Source organism: Mesorhizobium sp. M0833, from assembly GCF_040319905.1.
Taxonomy (GTDB): Bacteria; Pseudomonadota; Alphaproteobacteria; order Rhizobiales; family Rhizobiaceae; genus Mesorhizobium.
In genome coordinates this window covers 64,079-81,484 of the sequence record NZ_JAMYOQ010000024.1, presented here as the reverse complement: position 1 = coordinate 81,484, position 17,406 = coordinate 64,079, and the positions used below count along the sequence as shown (strand labels likewise).

Annotated in this window: 11 protein-coding genes; 8 read left to right on the top strand and 3 right to left on the bottom strand. The window is 62.4% G+C overall.

What is annotated here, in order from left to right; genetic code table 11:
• The first annotated feature begins 383 nt into the window (after positions 1-383).
• The gene (locus NKH98_RS24030) at positions 384-1,784 is read left to right on the top strand and encodes a selenium-binding protein SBP56-related protein (RefSeq protein ID WP_352902267.1); all 1,401 of its coding nucleotides are present in this window, start codon (positions 384-386) and stop codon (positions 1,782-1,784) included.
• A 24-nt stretch (positions 1,785-1,808) separates the two neighbouring features.
• Positions 1,809-2,474, top strand: a complete 666-nt coding sequence (locus NKH98_RS24025) for a hypothetical protein (protein WP_352902264.1) — start codon at positions 1,809-1,811, stop codon at positions 2,472-2,474.
• Positions 2,475-2,616: 142 nt separating this feature from the next.
• On the opposite strand, the gene NKH98_RS24020 is transcribed toward NKH98_RS24025, so the two are convergent.
• Positions 2,617-3,396: an SDR family oxidoreductase gene (locus NKH98_RS24020; protein ID WP_352902262.1), complete on the bottom strand. Its 780-nt coding sequence runs from the start codon at positions 3,394-3,396 to the stop codon at positions 2,617-2,619.
• A 120-nt stretch (positions 3,397-3,516) separates the two neighbouring features.
• Between NKH98_RS24020 and NKH98_RS24015 the strand changes: the two genes are divergently transcribed.
• Both NKH98_RS24015 and NKH98_RS24010 read left to right on the top strand, forming a co-directional pair.
• Positions 3,517-4,338, top strand: a complete 822-nt coding sequence (locus tag NKH98_RS24015; RefSeq protein WP_352902278.1) for a UDP-2,3-diacylglucosamine diphosphatase — start codon at positions 3,517-3,519, stop codon at positions 4,336-4,338.
• A gap of 126 nt (positions 4,339-4,464) precedes the next feature.
• The gene (locus tag NKH98_RS24010) at positions 4,465-5,682 is read left to right on the top strand and encodes an MFS transporter (RefSeq protein ID WP_352902260.1); all 1,218 of its coding nucleotides are present in this window, start codon (positions 4,465-4,467) and stop codon (positions 5,680-5,682) included.
• Here the strand turns inward: NKH98_RS24010 and dgcA are convergent.
• Positions 5,653-6,636: an N-acetyl-D-Glu racemase DgcA gene (gene dgcA, locus NKH98_RS24005; RefSeq protein ID WP_352902257.1), complete on the bottom strand. Its 984-nt coding sequence runs from the start codon at positions 6,634-6,636 to the stop codon at positions 5,653-5,655. The genes NKH98_RS24010 and dgcA overlap by 30 nt on opposite strands.
• 77 nt (positions 6,637-6,713) lie before the next feature.
• Between dgcA and NKH98_RS24000 the strand changes: the two genes are divergently transcribed.
• The 4 genes from NKH98_RS24000 to NKH98_RS23985 all read left to right on the top strand — a co-directional run bounded on the left by NKH98_RS24000 (position 6,714) and on the right by NKH98_RS23985 (position 10,799).
• Positions 6,714-7,898: an ABC transporter permease gene (locus NKH98_RS24000; RefSeq protein ID WP_352902254.1), complete on the top strand. Its 1,185-nt coding sequence runs from the start codon at positions 6,714-6,716 to the stop codon at positions 7,896-7,898.
• 1 nt (position 7,899) lies between these two features.
• On the top strand, positions 7,900-8,718 hold the full coding sequence (locus tag NKH98_RS23995) for an ABC transporter ATP-binding protein (protein ID WP_254820179.1): 819 nt from the start codon (positions 7,900-7,902) through the stop codon (positions 8,716-8,718).
• Positions 8,719-8,731: 13 nt separating this feature from the next.
• Positions 8,732-10,105: an MlaD family protein gene (locus NKH98_RS23990; protein ID WP_352816443.1), complete on the top strand. Its 1,374-nt coding sequence runs from the start codon at positions 8,732-8,734 to the stop codon at positions 10,103-10,105.
• A gap of 127 nt (positions 10,106-10,232) precedes the next feature.
• Positions 10,233-10,799, top strand: a complete 567-nt coding sequence (locus NKH98_RS23985) for an ABC-type transport auxiliary lipoprotein family protein (protein ID WP_352479047.1) — start codon at positions 10,233-10,235, stop codon at positions 10,797-10,799.
• Positions 10,800-10,904: 105 nt separating this feature from the next.
• Here NKH98_RS23985 and NKH98_RS23980 read toward each other — a convergent pair whose 3' ends face one another.
• Complete coding sequence (locus NKH98_RS23980; RefSeq protein WP_352902250.1) at positions 10,905-17,291, bottom strand: apolipoprotein A-IV repeat region-like domain-containing protein; 6,387 nt, start codon at positions 17,289-17,291, stop codon at positions 10,905-10,907.
• Between the last annotated feature and the right edge of the window lie 115 nt (positions 17,292-17,406).

Sequence of the window (17,406 nt, the reverse complement as noted above, 5' to 3'; positions counted from 1 at the left end):
GCTGCCAAAGTCCCCATCAGCCATCGCATCAAGAAATGCGCCTGGAACGACGACTATCTCATCAATGCCATCACTCATATGCGATAGCCCTGCCCGCCCTCCTGTGCGGTCTGCCATTGAGATGTTGGGGCGATAGGCAGGGTGCTGCGGCGAGGTACGCCGCCCAGTTCGAATGTCTGGTGGCGCTCGTCGCTCACAGAGGCCTCGCGGCGAAACAAGTCGACATTGCAGTTCTCCAAAATCCGTGAGATTCTTCGAAAAGTCGCACGAAATAGCGTGCGAACAACAAAGCGCCCCGACGTTTTCGGCGGACATCCAAACGCATCACAGATCGTGCCCCTGATTGTCGGTCGGACTGCTTAACCTGCCAAGGGAGGACGACAATGACTGTACGGCCAGACCCGACTTTCCACGCGACTGCCAAGCTCGCAATGCAGGCGCCAGTCGAAAATTTTGCCTACACTTTGATGTTGAGTCCCGACTTCTCTCAGCCAGATGGACTAGCTATAGTTGACGTAAACCCGAAGTCGAAGGACTACGGCAAGGTCGTCCATAGCGTGATAATGCCGAACAAGGGCGACGAGTTTCACCATTTCGGCTGGAACGCGTGCTCTTCGGCCCTTTCGCCGCTGAGTGGTCACCCGTTTCTCGAGCGCCGCTTTCTGATCATTCCCGGTATTCGATCTTCGCGCATTTACGTCATCGACACCAAGGGCGGACCGACCAAGGCCAAGATCCACAAGGTCATCGAGCCAGAAGAAGTGTTTGCCAAGACGGGCTATTCCAGGCCTCATACGATTCACTGCGGTCCGGAAGGTATTTATGTCTCGACGCTTGGGGGCGGTGGCCCTGACGGCACCGACGGACCTCCCGGCATCTTCGTCATGGATTGCCAGACGTTCGACGTCATCGGGCGCTACGAGATCGATCGCGGGCCGCAGGACAAGCAGTATGATTTCTGGTGGAACCTGCCACGCGACTACATGGTGTCAAGCGAGTGGGCCCTTCCGCCCCAGTTCGAGCAGGGCATCGTGCCTGAAGACCTCCTGTCGAACAAATATGGACACCGGGTGCATTTCTGGAATTTGCGCGAACGCAGGAACGTGCAGACCATCGATCTGGGCGCCAACCACCAGATGGCGCTGGAAGTCCGCCCCGCCCATGACCCGGTCAAGGAATACGGTTTCCTTGGAGTGGTCGTCGACACGACAAACCTCGAGGGATCGATCTGGACCTGGTGGCGCGAGGGCGGCAAATTCCACTGCGAGAAGACGGCGACCATCCCGCCCGAGGCAGCCGCCAAGGATGACCTGCCGCCATTGCTTCAGGGCTTCGAGGCGGTGCCGCCGCTAGTAACGGACATCGACCTGTCGCTCGATGACCGATTCCTGTACGTATCCTGCTGGGGCACCGGCGAGATGCGCCAATACGATGTGACCGATCCGATGAAGCCTAAGCTTGCAGGGTCCATCCATATTGGCGGCATCACGCGCAAGGCCAAGCATCCCGGCGGCGGCGACTACAGAGGCGGACCGCAAATGGTCGAGATCAGCCGCGACGGCAAACGCGTTTACTGGACCAACTCCCTGTATTCGACTTGGGACGATCAGTTCTATCGCGATGGTATTCCGGCAGCCATGGTCAAGGCCAATGTCGGCGAGAACGGTGGAATCACCCTGGACAAGGACTTTTATGTCGAGTTCCCCGAGGGGTATCGCTCGCACCAGATTCGTCTGGAAGGCGGCGATTGCTCGACGGATTCGTTCTGCTATCCGTCGGTGTAACCGACTGCCCGGGTCAATGAAGCGATGAGCGAGTGGACGACGGCCGGTCTCTGGCTGGCCGTCGTCGCCAGCGGCATTTATCACGGCATCAATCCTGGCATGGGCTGGCCGTTGGCCGTTTCGGCCGGCCTTTTGGACAGACGTGCCGGCGAATTGTTTCGGGCGCTCGGCCTTTTGGCAATGGGCCACTTTGTGGCGATGATCGGTATCCTGCTGCCCTTCGGCGCGATGCTGACGCTCATCGTCTGGGAACGACAGATTCGCATCGCGGCGGGGCTGATTGTGATCGCAGCCGGGATCTATCTCCTGATCAACCGGCGCCACCCGCGTGTTCTTGCCCGCATCCCGCCGGCGCAATTGGCCTTGTGGTCCTTCGCGGCCGCCACCGCGCATGGCGCCGGACTGATGCTGGTGCCGATTTATCTCGGCCTGTGCCAGGCAGGCGATCTCGATGTTGGACACCAGGCGGCTATCGCGCTCATGGCCGGTAATCTGATCACCGCCGCCGCCGTCTCCGTGGTCCATACGGCCGCGATGATTGTAAGCGGCGGTGTTATCGCCATTGCCGTCTATCGATGGCTCGGACCCAAGTTCATCTCACAAAGCTGGTTCAATCTCGACACTGTGTGGGCCGTGAGCCTGATCCTGGTGGGGGGAATTGGGATCGCGAGTATCGGATTCGCTCGGTAGGTTGCATGCATTGGCAAAGGAATTCTCCCTTCTGCGAATGTCAGGAAAGGTCAGATCGCATCATGCGGCGCTCGCAACCCAACAACCGCAACTGGTCGTTCTTCCGCCGTCCAGAGGGTAACCAAGCGGTTGGATTCTACCACTAGAACGCGCTGACGTAGAGGCCGCCGTCGACCGGTATGTTCTGCCCGGTCAGGTAGCCGGCATGGACCGAGCACAGGAAGGCGCAGATCTGGCCGAATTCCTCCGGCGTGCCGAGCCGTTTGGCCGGAACATTGGCCGCTGCTTGCGCCTTGCGCGCGGCAGCGGCCGCCGGATCCTCGACACTGCCGGGTTCATGCGGGCCGCGCAGCCGGTCGGTGTCGAGTTTTCCCGGCAGCATGTTGTTGATCGTCACATTGCGGTCGATCACCGTCCGCGCGACGCCGGCGAGGAACGAGGTGAGGCCGGCGCGGGCGCCGGACGACAGGTCGAGGCCGGGGATAGGCACATAGACGGACAGCGAGGTGATGTTGACGATGCGGCCGAAGCCGCGCACCGCCATGCCGTCGATCACGGCCTGAACCAGTTCGACCGGGGTTACCATGTTCTGGGTGACGCCCTCGAGGATCTTTTCGCGGTCGAGCGCGCGGAAATCGCGAAACGGCGGACCGCCATTGTTGTTGACGAGGATGTCGGGATCGGGGCAGGCGGCAAGCAGCGCCTTCTGGACATCGGGCTTGGATATGTCGCCGACGATCTCGGTCACCTTGACGCCGAATTTCTCCCGCAGTTCAGCGGCGGTTTTGGCCAGCACGTCGGCGCTGCGGCCATTGACCACCAGATCGCAGCCTGCCTCCGCCAGTGCCATGGCGCAGCCGCGTCCCAAGCCTTTGCTCGAAGCGCAGACGATGGCCTTCTTGCCGCGAATGCCGAGATCCATGGTGATTTTCTCCTCTGACTGCCGCGGCAACCTATCCGGATGGCTGGACCAATCGCAACCGTCATACGGTTGTTGCATGAATCGGGGCATAGCCTCACGCGAAAGCAACGGTGACAAATGATGTCCGGCGCAGAGCCCCGCACTTTCCGCAGCATGTTCATCTCCGACGTCCATCTCGGATCGAAAGCGGCGAAGGCCGAGTTCCTGATCGATTTCCTGCGCCATCACGATGCCGATATCATCTATCTCGTCGGCGACATCGTCGACGGCTGGCGCTTGAGACGAAGCTGGCATTGGCCGCAGAGCCACAATGACGTCGTCCAGAAATTGCTGCGCAAGGCGCGCAAGGGCGCCAGCATCACCTACATCGCCGGCAATCACGACGAGTTCGCGCGCCAGTTCCAGGGCGTGCATTTCGGCGGCATTGTCGTCGCCGACCGCGCCATCCACGAGACCGCCGATGGCAAACGCCTTCTTGTCATTCATGGCGACCAGTTCGACACCATCGTCCACAATGCGCGCTGGCTCGCCTATCTCGGCGACTACGCCTATGACGCGGCGATGCTGGTCAACCGCGTCATCACGCGCCTGCGCCAGGTGCTCGGCCTGCCTTACTGGTCGTTCTCGTCCTGGGCCAAGGTCAAGGTCAAAAAGGCGGTGAATTTCATCGGCTCGTTCCAGACGGTGCTGACCGAGGAGGCGCGCCGCTCGCACGTCGACGGCGTGATCTGCGGGCACATCCACCATGCCGCGATCGAAAGCTACGAGGACGTGCAGTACATCAACACCGGCGACTGGGTGGAGAGCTGCACGGCGGTGGTCGAGCATTTTGACGGCCGGATGGAGATCTTGCACTGGGCGCATGTCCTGCCGGAGACTCCGGTCGGCGGCGAGGTGCTCGTGCCGATTGACATCAAGGGCAGGGCAGTCCAGGCGGCTTGACCAAAACCCGGCCCTCTCGCTTCAATCGGTTAGTCCAGCGGTTTCATCGACTTTTTCGCCGTGTTATGCAGCGGCAGGTGTGGTGGGCCGACCCGGCTGAATGCCGTGCCGACGGATCGCCTGTCAATGTCCTCGCTGCCGCCGCTTTCGCCCGAACAGCTCGTCAAGCCACGCCATTTCGAACTGCGCATGAGCTTGATCTTCTTCACGCTCTTCGTGCCGCTCGGAACGCATGTGCCGTATTTTCCCCTGTGGCTGCAGGCCAAGGGGTTCCACGCCGAGCAGATAGCCGTGATCCTCGCCGCGCCGATGTTCCTGCGTGTGGCAACGACGCCTTTTCTTACCGCGCTGGCAGACAAAGCGAGCGACCGCGCCAATGTCTATGTTGCGCTGGTCGCCGCATCGCTGATCCTGTCCGCCGGCTACCTCCTGCCGCCGACCTACGCAATGGTACTTGCCGTATCCCTGGCGCTGACGGTCGTTTGGACGCCGCATTCGCCGATTGCCGATTCGCTCGCCCTTTCAGGTGTTCGCCGCTTCGGCTCGAACTACGCCGGCATGCGCAAATGGGGCTCGATCTCCTATCTCTGTGCCAATCTCGCCGGCGGTTTCATCTTGTCGGCGAGCGGTGCTCAGGCTGTCCCGGTGATCATCTTCGTGTCGTTATGCGCCGCGCTAGCCGCCGGGCTGATTGCGCCGCGCCTCGGCCGCCCGCGCCGCGCCTCGCCGCTTTCGGCTGCCGATATCCAGCAATCGGCATCAAAACTCCTCAACCCGTATTTTCTTTATTTTTCGACCGGGGTCGGCGTCATCACCGCCAGCCACGCGTTTCTCTACGGCTTCGTGTCGATCTACTGGAAGTCGATCGGCATCAGCGATTCGGTTGTCGGGCTGCTGTGGGGGTGGGGCGTCGTCGCCGAGATATGCATGTTCGTCGTCTTCACCCGGGCTTTCGCCTCCTTCTCGGTCGTGTCGATCATGCTGATTGCCGGGACAGGCGCTATCGTGCGCTGGATCGCCTTCCCTTTGATCTGGCCGCTTGGGCTTGGCGTTGGCGGGTTTTTCGCGATCCAGACGCTGCACGCGGTTTCGGTGGCGCTGGTGCTGATCGGCCTGCAAAAGATGATCGGTGAGACCGTCGTGGAAGAACGCACCGGGGCGGCGCAAGGCATCGCCTATTTTTCCAACGGCTTCTTCATGGCGGTGGCGACGCTGATTTCCGGTCCTCTTTACGACCGCTTCGGCGCGAACGGCTTCTTTGCCATGATCCCGATCGCCCTGACGGGCCTGGCGCTGATCGGACTTGCGGCGCGTTCAGCCCCACAGCGCCGGCTCGGGCGGTGACACCAGCGAACCTTGGTAGACGAGACCGGGAACGCGGTCGCGGGCTAGCAGCAACGGACCGTCGAGATCGACGAAATCGGCATCCTGCGCCAACAGCACGGCCGGTGCCATCGCAAGCGATGTGCCGACCATGCAGCCGACCATAACGCCAAGACCCAGTTCGCGGGCGCGGTCGCGAAGCACGAGCGCTGCGGTCAGGCCGCCGGATTTGTCGAGCTTGATGTTGATGGCGTCGTAGACGCCGACAAGCGCTTCAATATCCTTCGCCTCGTGCACGCTTTCGTCGGCGCAGATCGGCACCGGATGCGCGATGTGGCGAAGAATACCGTCATGTCCCGCCGGCAGCGGCTGTTCGATCAAGGCGATACCTTGCTCAGCGGCAAAGGCGAGGTTTTCTACGATGTTGTCGTTCGTCCAGCCTTCGTTGGCATCAAGAATGATACGGCTGTCGGGTGCCGCCGCCGTCACTGCGCGGATGCGGGCGATGTCGTTGTCGCCGCCGATCTTGACCTTGAGCAGCGGGCGCTGGGCGTTGGCGCGGGCCTGCGCCGCCATCGCTTCCGGCTCGGCGAGCGACAATGTGTACGCCGTCTCAAGCGGTCGTAACGGAACGGTTCGTATCGTATGCGCCACCGGTGTTCCGCTGATCTTCGCTTCCAGGTCCCAGAGCGCGCAGTCGATGGCGTTGCGTGCCGCGCCGGCAGGCATGGCACCGAGCAGGGCGATGCGGCTGATGCCGTGCGCGATCTCACTGCGCATCGCCTCGATCGCGTCGCGCACACCCTCCATGGTCTCGCCATAGCGCTTGTAAGGAACACATTCGCCGCGCCCTGTACGGCCGTTTTCGGTGATGGCGCAGGAAATCACCTCCGCTTCGGTCTTCGAGCCGCGCGAAATGGTAAAGATCCCGGCTATCGGAAAGCGCTCGGCCTCGACCGAAATGACACGCGCCATATTTTTCTGCTCCGGCTGTGTACAAGGAGGATGTCGGCAAATCGACAGCTCGGCCCCGTCAGGCTAAACAGGATGCCATGTTGACCATCCGCAAACGCGACGCAAGCGGCCCTGCCAAGGAGCCCGACCACCAGCCGCGCATCGCGATCGGCGAGGAGGGCGGCGTTCTCGGCTGCGCTTTCTCGGGAAGCTGGACGACACGCACCGTAGCGTTGGTCGATGCCGAGATGCGCAAGATCGAGAAGCGCAGCGGCTTCAAGACGCTGGCGCTCGATCTGTCGCAGATCGAGAAGATGGACACTGCCGGCGCTTGGCTGATCGACCGCCTGGTCAGCAGCTTCGAAAAGAAGGGCGTCGAGATCAAGATGCAGGGGCAAAGCGAGATTGCCTCGATCCTGCTTGGCGCCGTCGGCGATGCGGTTCGACGCGAGCCCGGATCCGGTCCGGCAAAGCCGTCCAACTTCATCATTCGGGGGCTCGAGGCGGTAGGCCGTCGCGTCTATGAGATGCGCGACGATTTCCTGGCCGCAATGAACATCCTCGGCGCCACGATACGCGGCTCTCAGATGAAGCTTGGCCGTGGCCATGCCGTCAATATGGCGGCGATCTTCAACCAGATCGATCGCATGGGCGTCGGCGCCATACCGGTGGTGGTGCTGATGTCGGCCATCGTCGGTGCGATCGTTGCCCAGCAAGGCGCCTATCAGCTCAGTTATTTCGGCGCCGACATCTTCGTCGTCGACCTGGTCGGCGTGCTGATCCTGCGCGAGCTCGGCGTTTTGATGACGGCGATCATGATCGCCGGCCGCTCCGGTAGCGCGATCACCGCCGAGATCGGCTCGATGAAGATGCGCGAGGAGGTCGATGCGCTGAAGGTGATCGGTCTTAATCCAATCGGCGTGCTGGTGTTTCCGCGGCTGGTCGCGCTGGTCGTCGCGCTGCCTTGCCTGACGATCATCGCCAACTTTGCAGCACTGGGCGGCGGCATTTTGGCTGCGTGGCTCTACTCTGATATTGCACCGGCAGCGTTCATCGACCGGCTGCGTGTCGCAATCGACCTCAGCACCATCTTTGCGGGCCTGATCAAGGCGCCGTTCATGGCCATGATCATCGGCATAATCGCCTCGGTCGAGGGCATGAAGGTTGGCGGCAGCGCCGAATCGCTCGGCCAGCATGTGACCGCCTCAGTGGTGAAGTCGATCTTCGTGGTCATTATCCTCGACGGGCTTTTCGCCATGTTCTATGCAGCGATCGAGTTCTGAGATGGCGCTGCCGGGCACAAACACGACCAAGGTGGCGACGAAGGTCAAAGAAGACGAGATCGTGCTGTCGGCACACGACATCACCGTATCGTTCGCCGACCAGGTCGTTCTCGACAAATTGTCGCTCGATATCTGGCGCGGGGAGATTCTCGGCTTTGTTGGTGCCTCCGGTGCGGGCAAATCTGTTCTCTTGCGCACCATCCTTGGCTTGACGCGCAAGCAATCGGGAACAATCAAACTGTTCGGCGTCGACGTCGAGAAGGCAACCGAAAGGGAGCGCCTTCGCATCGACATGCGGCTTGGCGTGCTGTTCCAGCATGGCGCCCTTTTTTCGGCGCTGACGGTCCTCGAAAACGTCCAGGTGCCGATGCGTGAATATCTCGATTTGCCGAAGAAGCTGATGGACGAACTTGCCATGCTTAAGGTGGAGTTGGTCGGACTGCCGCCGGAGGCGGCGCAGAAATTCCCCTCCGAGCTCTCCGGCGGCATGATCAAGCGTGCCGCCTTGGCGCGCGCCCTGGCGCTCGATCCGGACATCGTTTTCCTCGACGAGCCGACGTCCGGCCTCGATCCAATTAGTGCGGCTGAATTCGACGAATTGGTCGTCAAGCTGCGCGATACGATGGATTTGACCGTGTATATGGTCACGCATGATCTCGACACGCTGTTTACCGCGTGCGATCGCGTGGCGGTGCTTGGCAACAAGAAAGTGCTGGTCGAGGGCACGATCGACGACATGCTCAGGAGCGAGGAACCCTGGGTAAAATCCTATTTCCGCGGAAAACGCGCCCGGCAACTTGATCTTGCGGCGCGCGCATAGCCATAAGTGAGCAATGGAAACCAGGGCCAACTACGTCATTGTCGGCATTTTCACCCTGGCCGCGATCCTCGCGGCTTTCGCTTTCGTCTATTGGACGGCGGCAATCGGCGAAAAGGGTGAGACGACGGTGCTGCGCGTGCGCATTCCAGGCTCCGCTTCGGGGCTCGGCCGTGGCAGTTTCGTGCTGTTCAATGGCGTCAAAGTCGGCGACGTGCGCCGTGTCTATATCGACGTCGACAATCCCACCGCTGCTATCGCCGACACCGAAATAGACCGGAATACGCCTATCACCAAGTCGACGCAGGCCGATATCGGGCTTGCCGGCCTCACCGGCCAGGCCAACATCGAGCTCAAGGGCGCCGACCCCAAGGAGCCAAAACTCCTCGACGAGGCGGAAAAGGAAGGCCGCGTCGCCGAGATCGTTGCCAACCCGTCGGCGGTCACCAACCTGTTGCAGACGGCGCAGAACATCTTCACCCGCGCCGACAAGGTCCTTTCGGAGCTCGAAGGCTTCACCAAGGATGTTCGCGGGCCGCTGACGCAGACCGTCAACAATGTCCAGACCTTCTCCGATGCACTGGCCAGGAATGCGGACGGCGTCGACAAGTTCCTGGCCAGCGTCAGCTCGCTGGCGGATGAACTGAAGGGTGTTTCGGGCAAGCTCGACGGCACCCTGAAGGCGGCGGAAGGACTACTCAACGCCGTCGACAAGGACCAGATCAAGAGCATCGTCGCCAACGTCGACACGGTCACTTCCAACCTCAAGGAAACCAGCAAGCAGTTCGACACGGTCATCAAGAACGTCGACACGGCGGTCGGCTCGATCAACGACTTCGCTCAGAAGACGCAAGGCACGCTGGCCAAGGTCGACGGCGTTCTCGACGGCATCGATCCGGCTGAGGTCCGCACCGCGCTGGCCAATATCCAGAAGGCCAGCGAAAACGCCAACGAGGCTGCCGCCGACATCGCCAAGGTGACCAACAAGTTCGCCAACCGAGCCGACGACATCGATGAAACCATCAAAGACGCGCACCAACTCGCAGGACGCCTCAACGATGCCTCGGTGCGAGTCGACGGTATCCTTGCCAAGGTCGACAAACTGCTCGGCTCCGGCCAGGCCGACGGCGTCATGGCCGACGCCAGAGCGACGCTGAAATCGTTCAAGCAGGTCGCCGACACGCTGAACGCCCGTCTCGGTACCATTACCGACAATCTGGCGCGGTTCTCGGGACAAGGGCTGCAAAACGTCGAAGCGCTGGTCCAGGACAGCCGCCGTTCGATCAACCGCATCGAAGAGGCGGTAACCGATCTCAGCCGCAACCCACAAAGGATCTTGTCCGGCGGCGAGGGCGAGGTCCGGCAGTTCGACGGCAGGGTGCGCCGTTGACTTCGATCCCCGACCACCGCAAGAACATAGCTGGCAGATGCGCATTGTTTCCACGATCCGGGGGGGATCGCGTTTGAAGTCGATCAGTTCAGGCAGCATCACATCGGGCGGGTCTAAGGTCGGGGCGATGTTGCTGGCGCTTTCGCTTGCAAGCTGCGCAGCCTTGCCGGGCGGCAGACCGGCGCCGCTGGATACGTTCGAGCTTTCGGCGCCGTCGCTGGAAGCGCGTGCCCGCAGCCGGCGCCAGATACTCATCGCCCAGCCTTCGGCGCTCAAGGCGCTGGATAGCCAGAACATCGTCATCAAGCCATCACCGCGATCGATCCAGTATCTCAAGGGCGCGCAATGGGCCGACCGGCTGCCGATGATCGTACAGGCGCGGCTGGCAGAGACGTTCCAGCGCTCGGGCAGCTTCACCGGCGTCGGCAAGCCAGGCGAGGGGCTGGCGATCGACTATCAGGTGATCGTCGAAATCCGCTCGTTCGAGGTGCGTGTCGATGGCGGCGAACATGCCGAGGTCGAGCTGTTCGTGCGCCTGTTGAACGACCGCAACGGTGAAGTGCGCGCTTCGAAGACGTTTAGCGCCATCGCGCCCGTTTCGGGCAATGGCAACCAGGCCTATGTCGGCGCGCTCGATGCCGCGTTCGGCGATGCGGCCGGGCAAATCGTCCGCTGGACCGACACTGTGATCTGACGCGGCCGGAACTGCTGGCACGGCACTCTACAGCGCCAATGGAATTCAGTACGGCATGAAAAAGGCGGGAAATCCCGCCTTTTCGTTTATTCTCTATCGCCCGCTCTAGTGAAGGCGGCCGCTGGCGTGTGCCAGCATCGTGTAGACCTTGCCGGTATCCGAGGTCAGGTAGGTCTGTGCCATGATGTTGTCGCGGTCGTTGCGCGACACGTCCTTGAGCAGCTTTTCGAAATCGTCGCAGTAACGATCGACAGCAGCTCGGAACTCCGCCTCCGACTGATATTTGCGGCGGATCTCGTCGAACGTCTGCTGGCCCTTCAGCGTGTAAAGTCGGCGCGTGAAGACGTCGCGCTCGCCGCGCCGGTAGCGGTTCCAGAGCTCGATCGAGGCATCGTGATCGATGGCGCGCGCGATATCGACCGAGAGCGAGTTCAGCGATTCCACGACATGAAGCGGCGAACGAGCAGCGGGAGCAGGGCGCGGCGCTTCGGCGGGCACCGCCGGCTTGGCGTCGTCTTCGCGCGATGCACCGGTCAGGAGGTCGCGCACCCAGCCGCCTTGCGGCGTGCGGCCGTTGGGGTCGCGCTGGCGTGGCGCTTGGTCTGCGGGACGTTCGAGGTCGAGCGTGCCGCGCAGCGCCGCCTCGCCCGAAGGCGCCTGCGGGGGACGGCGCTGTTCTGGAGCCGGAGCCGGGCGACGTGGCGGCTCAGCGGCGCGTGCGGCAGGCGCTTGCGGCGCCGGACGCAGGTTGCGCTGTTCCGAACTGTCGGCGCTACGGCCAGATTTCGCAACGATTTCAGAAAGTTCCTTCAGCGCGTTGATCTGCTCTGAAACGGCACGGCGGATAGCCGTGGTCGATTCCTTTGCCTCTTCCGGCATCTCGATGACGCCTTTCTTGAGCTCGGCGCGGGTGAGGTCGAGCTCGCTCTTGATCGAGCCGGCGGTACGCCGCATCTCCTCGGTCGCATCGGCAAATCGCTTGGTGGCCGAATCGACCACTTCGGAAATCGCGGTACGGATCTTGTCGGCGGATTCCAGCGTCTTGCCTTCGGCGTTCTGCAGCGTTTGGCCGACCAGATTCTCGAACGAGCGCATGACCCTTTCGAGATCTTCCGACTTCTTGACAAGGCCGACGGCGAGGTCCTCCAGCGACGATTGCCTTTCGAGCGTGTGCTCGAGATTGCTCTGGGCCGAGCTCAACAGGTCCGAGGCACTGGAAAGCAACCGGCTGTGCTCGTCGAACTTGGTGGCGATAGAAGCAACCTCGCGCAAGGTCGAGGACGACAGCTCGGTGAGCCGCGTCGTGTTCGAATCGACCAGGCGCGCCGAACTGGCGAAGGTCTGCGCGGTCTTTTCCGTGGTCGCCGCGAAGCTTTGCGTGCTCCCGGTCAGGCGTTCTTCAACCTGGCCGAGATTGCCCGCCGCCTGCTCGATCAATTGACCGAGCTGCGAGCTGGAGGTGGTCATGCGGCCGATGAGGTCGGCAACGCTGTCGGCAAGCGTCGAGCGCGCGCCTTCGACGGCCGACAGGGTTTCGGCCGTGCGGCTGGCGAGGGCGTCGACGAGGGCGGCGTTTTGAGTGCGCAGCTTCTCGGTCGCACGTTCTGTGACCTCTTCCATGCTCTTTTGCAGCTCGGAGCCGCCCTGGGCAAAGCGCTCGACCAGAGGCCGTGCCGTCTCGTCCAGGATTTTCGATATTTCAGCCGAACGTGCCGCAAGCATCGTATTGAGCTCGCGAGTATTGGCACCGATGGTCTTTGCAGCGTCATTGGTGCTCTGGCCGATATGCTGGCCGACCGCGGTGAAGGTTTCGGCGATCGTGTTGGCACGCGAGACCAACTGCGCCTCGGCGTTCGCGACCTGCTCGTTGAGCTTTTGGCCCATTGTCTCGGCGGAGTAGGCGAGGCGGTTCTCGACGCCGGCGACCTGCTCCTCGACGCGGGCCGCTGTGGCAGCCGCACTCGATGCCAGGCGTTCGTCGGCACCGGCAAGCACCTGCTCGATTTCACGGGCATGGACGGCGAGTTCCTGGCCAGTCTGCCTGGCGCGCTCGGCAACCCGCTGCTCGGTGCTGGTGAAGGCGCCGACAATGGTGTCGGCATGTTCGCCGATGGCGGTGCTGCTGTCGGCGATACGCGATACCAGGCGATGATCCGCCTCCTCGAAGATGCGGCCGATCTCGGACGCACGGGCCGAAAGTGCTTCGGAGCCTTCGGCAATGCGCGAAATAAGTTGCTGGTCGGCGGCATCGAAAATGCGACCTAGATCCGACGCGCGTGCCGCAAGCGCTTCGGCGGATTCGCCGATGCGCACGCCCAGCCGCTCGTCGGCCGTTTCGAAATTGCGCAGGATGTCGCCGGCACGTGCCGCCAGCGACTGGGCCGTTTCGATGGCGCGAGAGACAAGCCTGTGGTCCGCCGCGTCGAAGGTGCCGGCAATCTCATTTGCTCTGGCTGCCAGCTGATCGGCCGTTTCCTGGGCGCGCGCGAGCAAGGTGTTCGACGTGTCGTCGACGCGGGCAATCAGTGCGCTCGACGTATCCTCGGCGCGCGCGGCAAGGCGACGATCCGCCTCTTCAAAGGTGCGGGCGATGTCCTCCGCCCTGGCGAGCAGGGCAGCCGAGGTCTGCTCGGCGCGCTCAGCGATCTTGCGGTCGGCATCGCTGAATGCCGCGCCCGCCTGCTCATGCAGCGCGCTGGTGACTTCCAGGACCTTCTCGCGCAGCGCCCCGGCGACGAAGACCGCGCTTCTTTCGAGCACACTGCGAACGTTGTCGACACCCGTCGACAGCGCCCGCTCCATGGTGCTGGCGCGCTCCTCGATGATGCCTGTCTGCCGGCTGAACGCCTGCTCGATCTTTTCTACGTCGGCAGCGATTGCATCGGAGATGTCGGTGCTCCTGGCGGCGATCTGGTCGATATGGCCGGACAGCGAACGGTCGACATCCTTGCGCGTTTCGGCGAGCCTGGAGAGATCGTCCTGCAATGCGCGGGTCAGCATGTCGCGGCCCTCGCTCAGCTTGCCGACATGACCGGCGACGATCTCGTCGACCTCGCTGCGGCTCATTGCAAGCCTCTCCAGGTCGGCTTCCAACGCGCGCCTGAGGATGTCGCGGCCTTCCGCCAGTTTCTCGACCTGGCCGGCAACCAGCCCATCGATGCTCGAACGGCTTTCGGCCAGCTTGGCGAGATCGTCCTCGAGCGCCTTCGACAGGGTCGAGCGGTCCTGGACGAGCTTCTCTGCGTGGGTTGCGACAAGGCTGTTGACGTTGCCGAGATCGGCTTCTAGCGCACGCGAAAACTGCGCGCGATTATCGGTCAATAGCTGCGACTGATCGGCGATGGCGCCCCTGATCGTGTTGAGATCGGCCTCCAAGGCGCGCTTGAGGATATCGCGGCCTTCGGCCAGTTTCTCGACCTGGCCGGAAACCAGTCCGTCGATGCTCGAGCGGCTTTCGGCCAGCTTGGCAAGATCGTCTTCCAAGGCGCGCTTGAGGATGTCGCGACCCTCGGCCAGCTTCTCGACCTGGCCGGCGACCAGCCCGTCGATGCTCGAACGGCTCTCTGCCAGCCTGGCAAGATCGTCCTCGAGCGCTTTCGAGAGGGCCGAACGCTCTTCGGTAAGCTTGTTCATATGTTCGGAGACGACGCCCCGCACGGTCTCGAGATCGGTCTCCAGTGCCCGCGACAGCTGACCACGGTCTTCCGCCAGCTTTTCGGACTGGCTGGCGATGACGCCCTTGACAGTGCTCAGATCGGCTTCGAGCGCACGCTTGAGGATGTCGCGGCCCTCTGCCAGCTTTTCGACCTGGCCGGCAACCATCACATCGATGCTCGAGCGGCTTTCGGCCAACTTGGCGAGATCGTCTTCGAGTGTCTTCGAAAGGGTCGAACGGTCTTCGGCAAGCTTGTTCATGTGATCGGAGACAACGCCCCGCACAGCCTCCAGGTCGCTCTCCAGCGCCCGTGACAACTGGCCACGGTCTTCCGCCAGCTTTTCAGACTGGCTGGCGATGACGCCCTTGATCGCGTTCAGGTCCGATTCAAGCGCGCGCTTAAGGATGTCGCGGCCTTCCGCCAGCTTCTCGACCTGGCCGGCAACCAGCCCATCGATGCTCGACCGGCTTTCGGCCAGTTTGGCAAGATCGTCCTCAAGCGTCTTCGAAAGCAGGCTGCGGTCATCGGCGAGCCTGCCAGAATGATCAGCGATCAGACTCCTGATGTCGGACAAGTCGTTATCGAGTGACTGGGAAAGGCCGCTGCGGTCTTGCGCCAATTTCGCCGAATGCGCCTCGATGAGGCCATTGATGCCGGCGATGTCGGCTTCCAGCGCACTGGCGAGTATGGCGCGACCCTCGGCGATCTTTTCGACCTGACCGGCGACGAGGCCGTCGATGGCGGCGCGATTTTCTGCCAACTTGCCGAGGTCGGCCTCGAGCGCGCGCGAAAGGATGCTGCGGCCTTCGGCGAGCTTGCCGACGTGCCCGGCAACCATTTCATCAATTATCGTACGAGCTTGCACGAGTTTTCCGGAGTCTTCGTTCAGGGCCTGGGCCAGCCTGTTGCGACCCTCTTCAAGGCTTTCGAGATGGCTGCCCAGTGAAGCGTCGATCGCTGCGCGCGATTCGTTGACCTTGCGCAGATCCTCCTCAAGGGCGCGCGAGATAAGGCTGCGGCCTTCGGCAAGCTTCTGCACCTGGTTGGCCACCGCTGCGTCGATTTCGGCGCGACCCTCGGCGAATTTCGCCAGATCGGCCTGCATTGCCGCCGCCATCCGGTCGCGGCTTTCGGAAAGCTTGCGGCTATGGTTTTCGACGGCTTCCTCTATGCCGGCGCGAGCATCGGCAAGCCGCTGGATGTCCGTGTCGAACGAACGCGATACGACATGGCGTGCCGCTTCCATGCGCCCGGCGAAATCGCCGGCGCGGGCTTCAAGCATGGTCGAGGTCGATGAAATGATGTCGGCCATGTCGGCACCGATCTGGGTCTTGCCCTGGTCGATCATTGCCGACAGCGTCTCCTTGCTATCCTGGAAGGTGTGGGCGATTTCGCGCGCGCGCTCGACCAGCGTCTCGTTGATCTGGCGTGCGCGAGCCTCCAGCGCGGCGTTGAGCTTCTGCGTACCGGTGTCGAGCGCCTCGGCGCGGGTCTGGAACTCGCTGATCAGCGCCTGGCCACGTTCGGCAAGCGTCCGCTCGATGCCGTTGAGGCTGGCTTCGAATTCCGAATTGAGTGTGCGGGCGGCGCCGCCGAGCAGCGACACCATGCCGCTCGTGCGGTCGTCGAGCAGGTCGGTCAGCGACCGCGTCAGGCCATCGGTGGTGTCCGTCAGCTTGGCGATGCGGGTGTCGAGCAGGCTCGCGAAAGCCTCGCCCGACGTCGACAGCCGATCGGTGATCGATTCGAGCCGGCCTTCCACCGAATCGAAGATCGACATCGAGCTTCCGTTGATCCTGTCGATCAGCGTGTCGCCGGATTCGTTGATCGTCATCGACAGCTTGGTCGAGGCATTGAGAATGCTGTCGCGAATGATATCGCTGGCGGCGTTGATCTCGTCTTTCAGTGTCTCGTGGGCGCCGGTGATCGAGGCGCGCACGCGCTCGGCATGGGTGACGACTGCTTCGCGCTCGCTGCCCAGCCCATCGACCAGCGAGCGGATGCGGGACTCGTTCTCTGAATAGGAGCGCTCGATCTGGTTCACCTCGCTGTGAACCAGCGTTTCGAGCTCGACGGCACGCGCAAGCGTGCGTTCGATGCCTTCGCCCATGGCTGCCACCTCGCGGCGAACCGCTTGGCCGATCATCATGACGCGATCCTGGGCAAGATTTTCCGGCTCGGCCAGACGGAAGGCCACCTCGGTCATCGACTGCGCGGCAAGGCGCATCTCCTGAGCGCGGCGAATCATCACTGCGAATGCCCAGAACAGGATGACGGGCACGATTGCCGCGACCGCCAGGCCGATCAGCTCGGGACGGGCGAAAAACTGATCGAAGGTGCGGATGTTCCAGATGCCAGGTCCGAACAACAGGTTCGCAAGGCCGCCAGCGCCGGCGATCCAGGCCAGCGAAACGAAAGCCACGACCCAATAGATCGTGTTCGAGGCGCGCCGATTGAGGGTGTGCAGGAGCGTTTTATAGTCTTTTTGACGATCGTCGTTGGCCGGCGAGAAAGCTGCCGGCTGCGAGCCATTGCGCGTTGCGACAGGACGCAACTCAGCAGGCCTGGCCTTTGGCGCGGAATTTGCGTTCTGGCTTTGATTGGCGGCTGGTGCCGCGTTCTGGGTCTGGTCCGGCGCAGGCGGTTCGTTCTGGCTGCGACCTTCGCGCGCCAGCTCGTCGGCGGCTTGCGATATTTGCGCTTCCAGATCTTCCATGGATGCCGCCATGTCGAAGTCGCCGCCGGCATCGCCGCTCAGGTCGATATCGAGTGCCTTTTCGAGTTCCCTGGCTACGTCGCTGTCGAGCGTTCTTGTCGTCGTTGGTTTCTTCGCCATGCCTTCGCTACCCTGTACAAGCTGCGGCGGGACTTATGGTTCTGCTTATTGATTCTGCCTAGCGTGTCCCGCGCAGGAGGCTGAAAATGGACCTGTCGTATCGTAATGACACAGC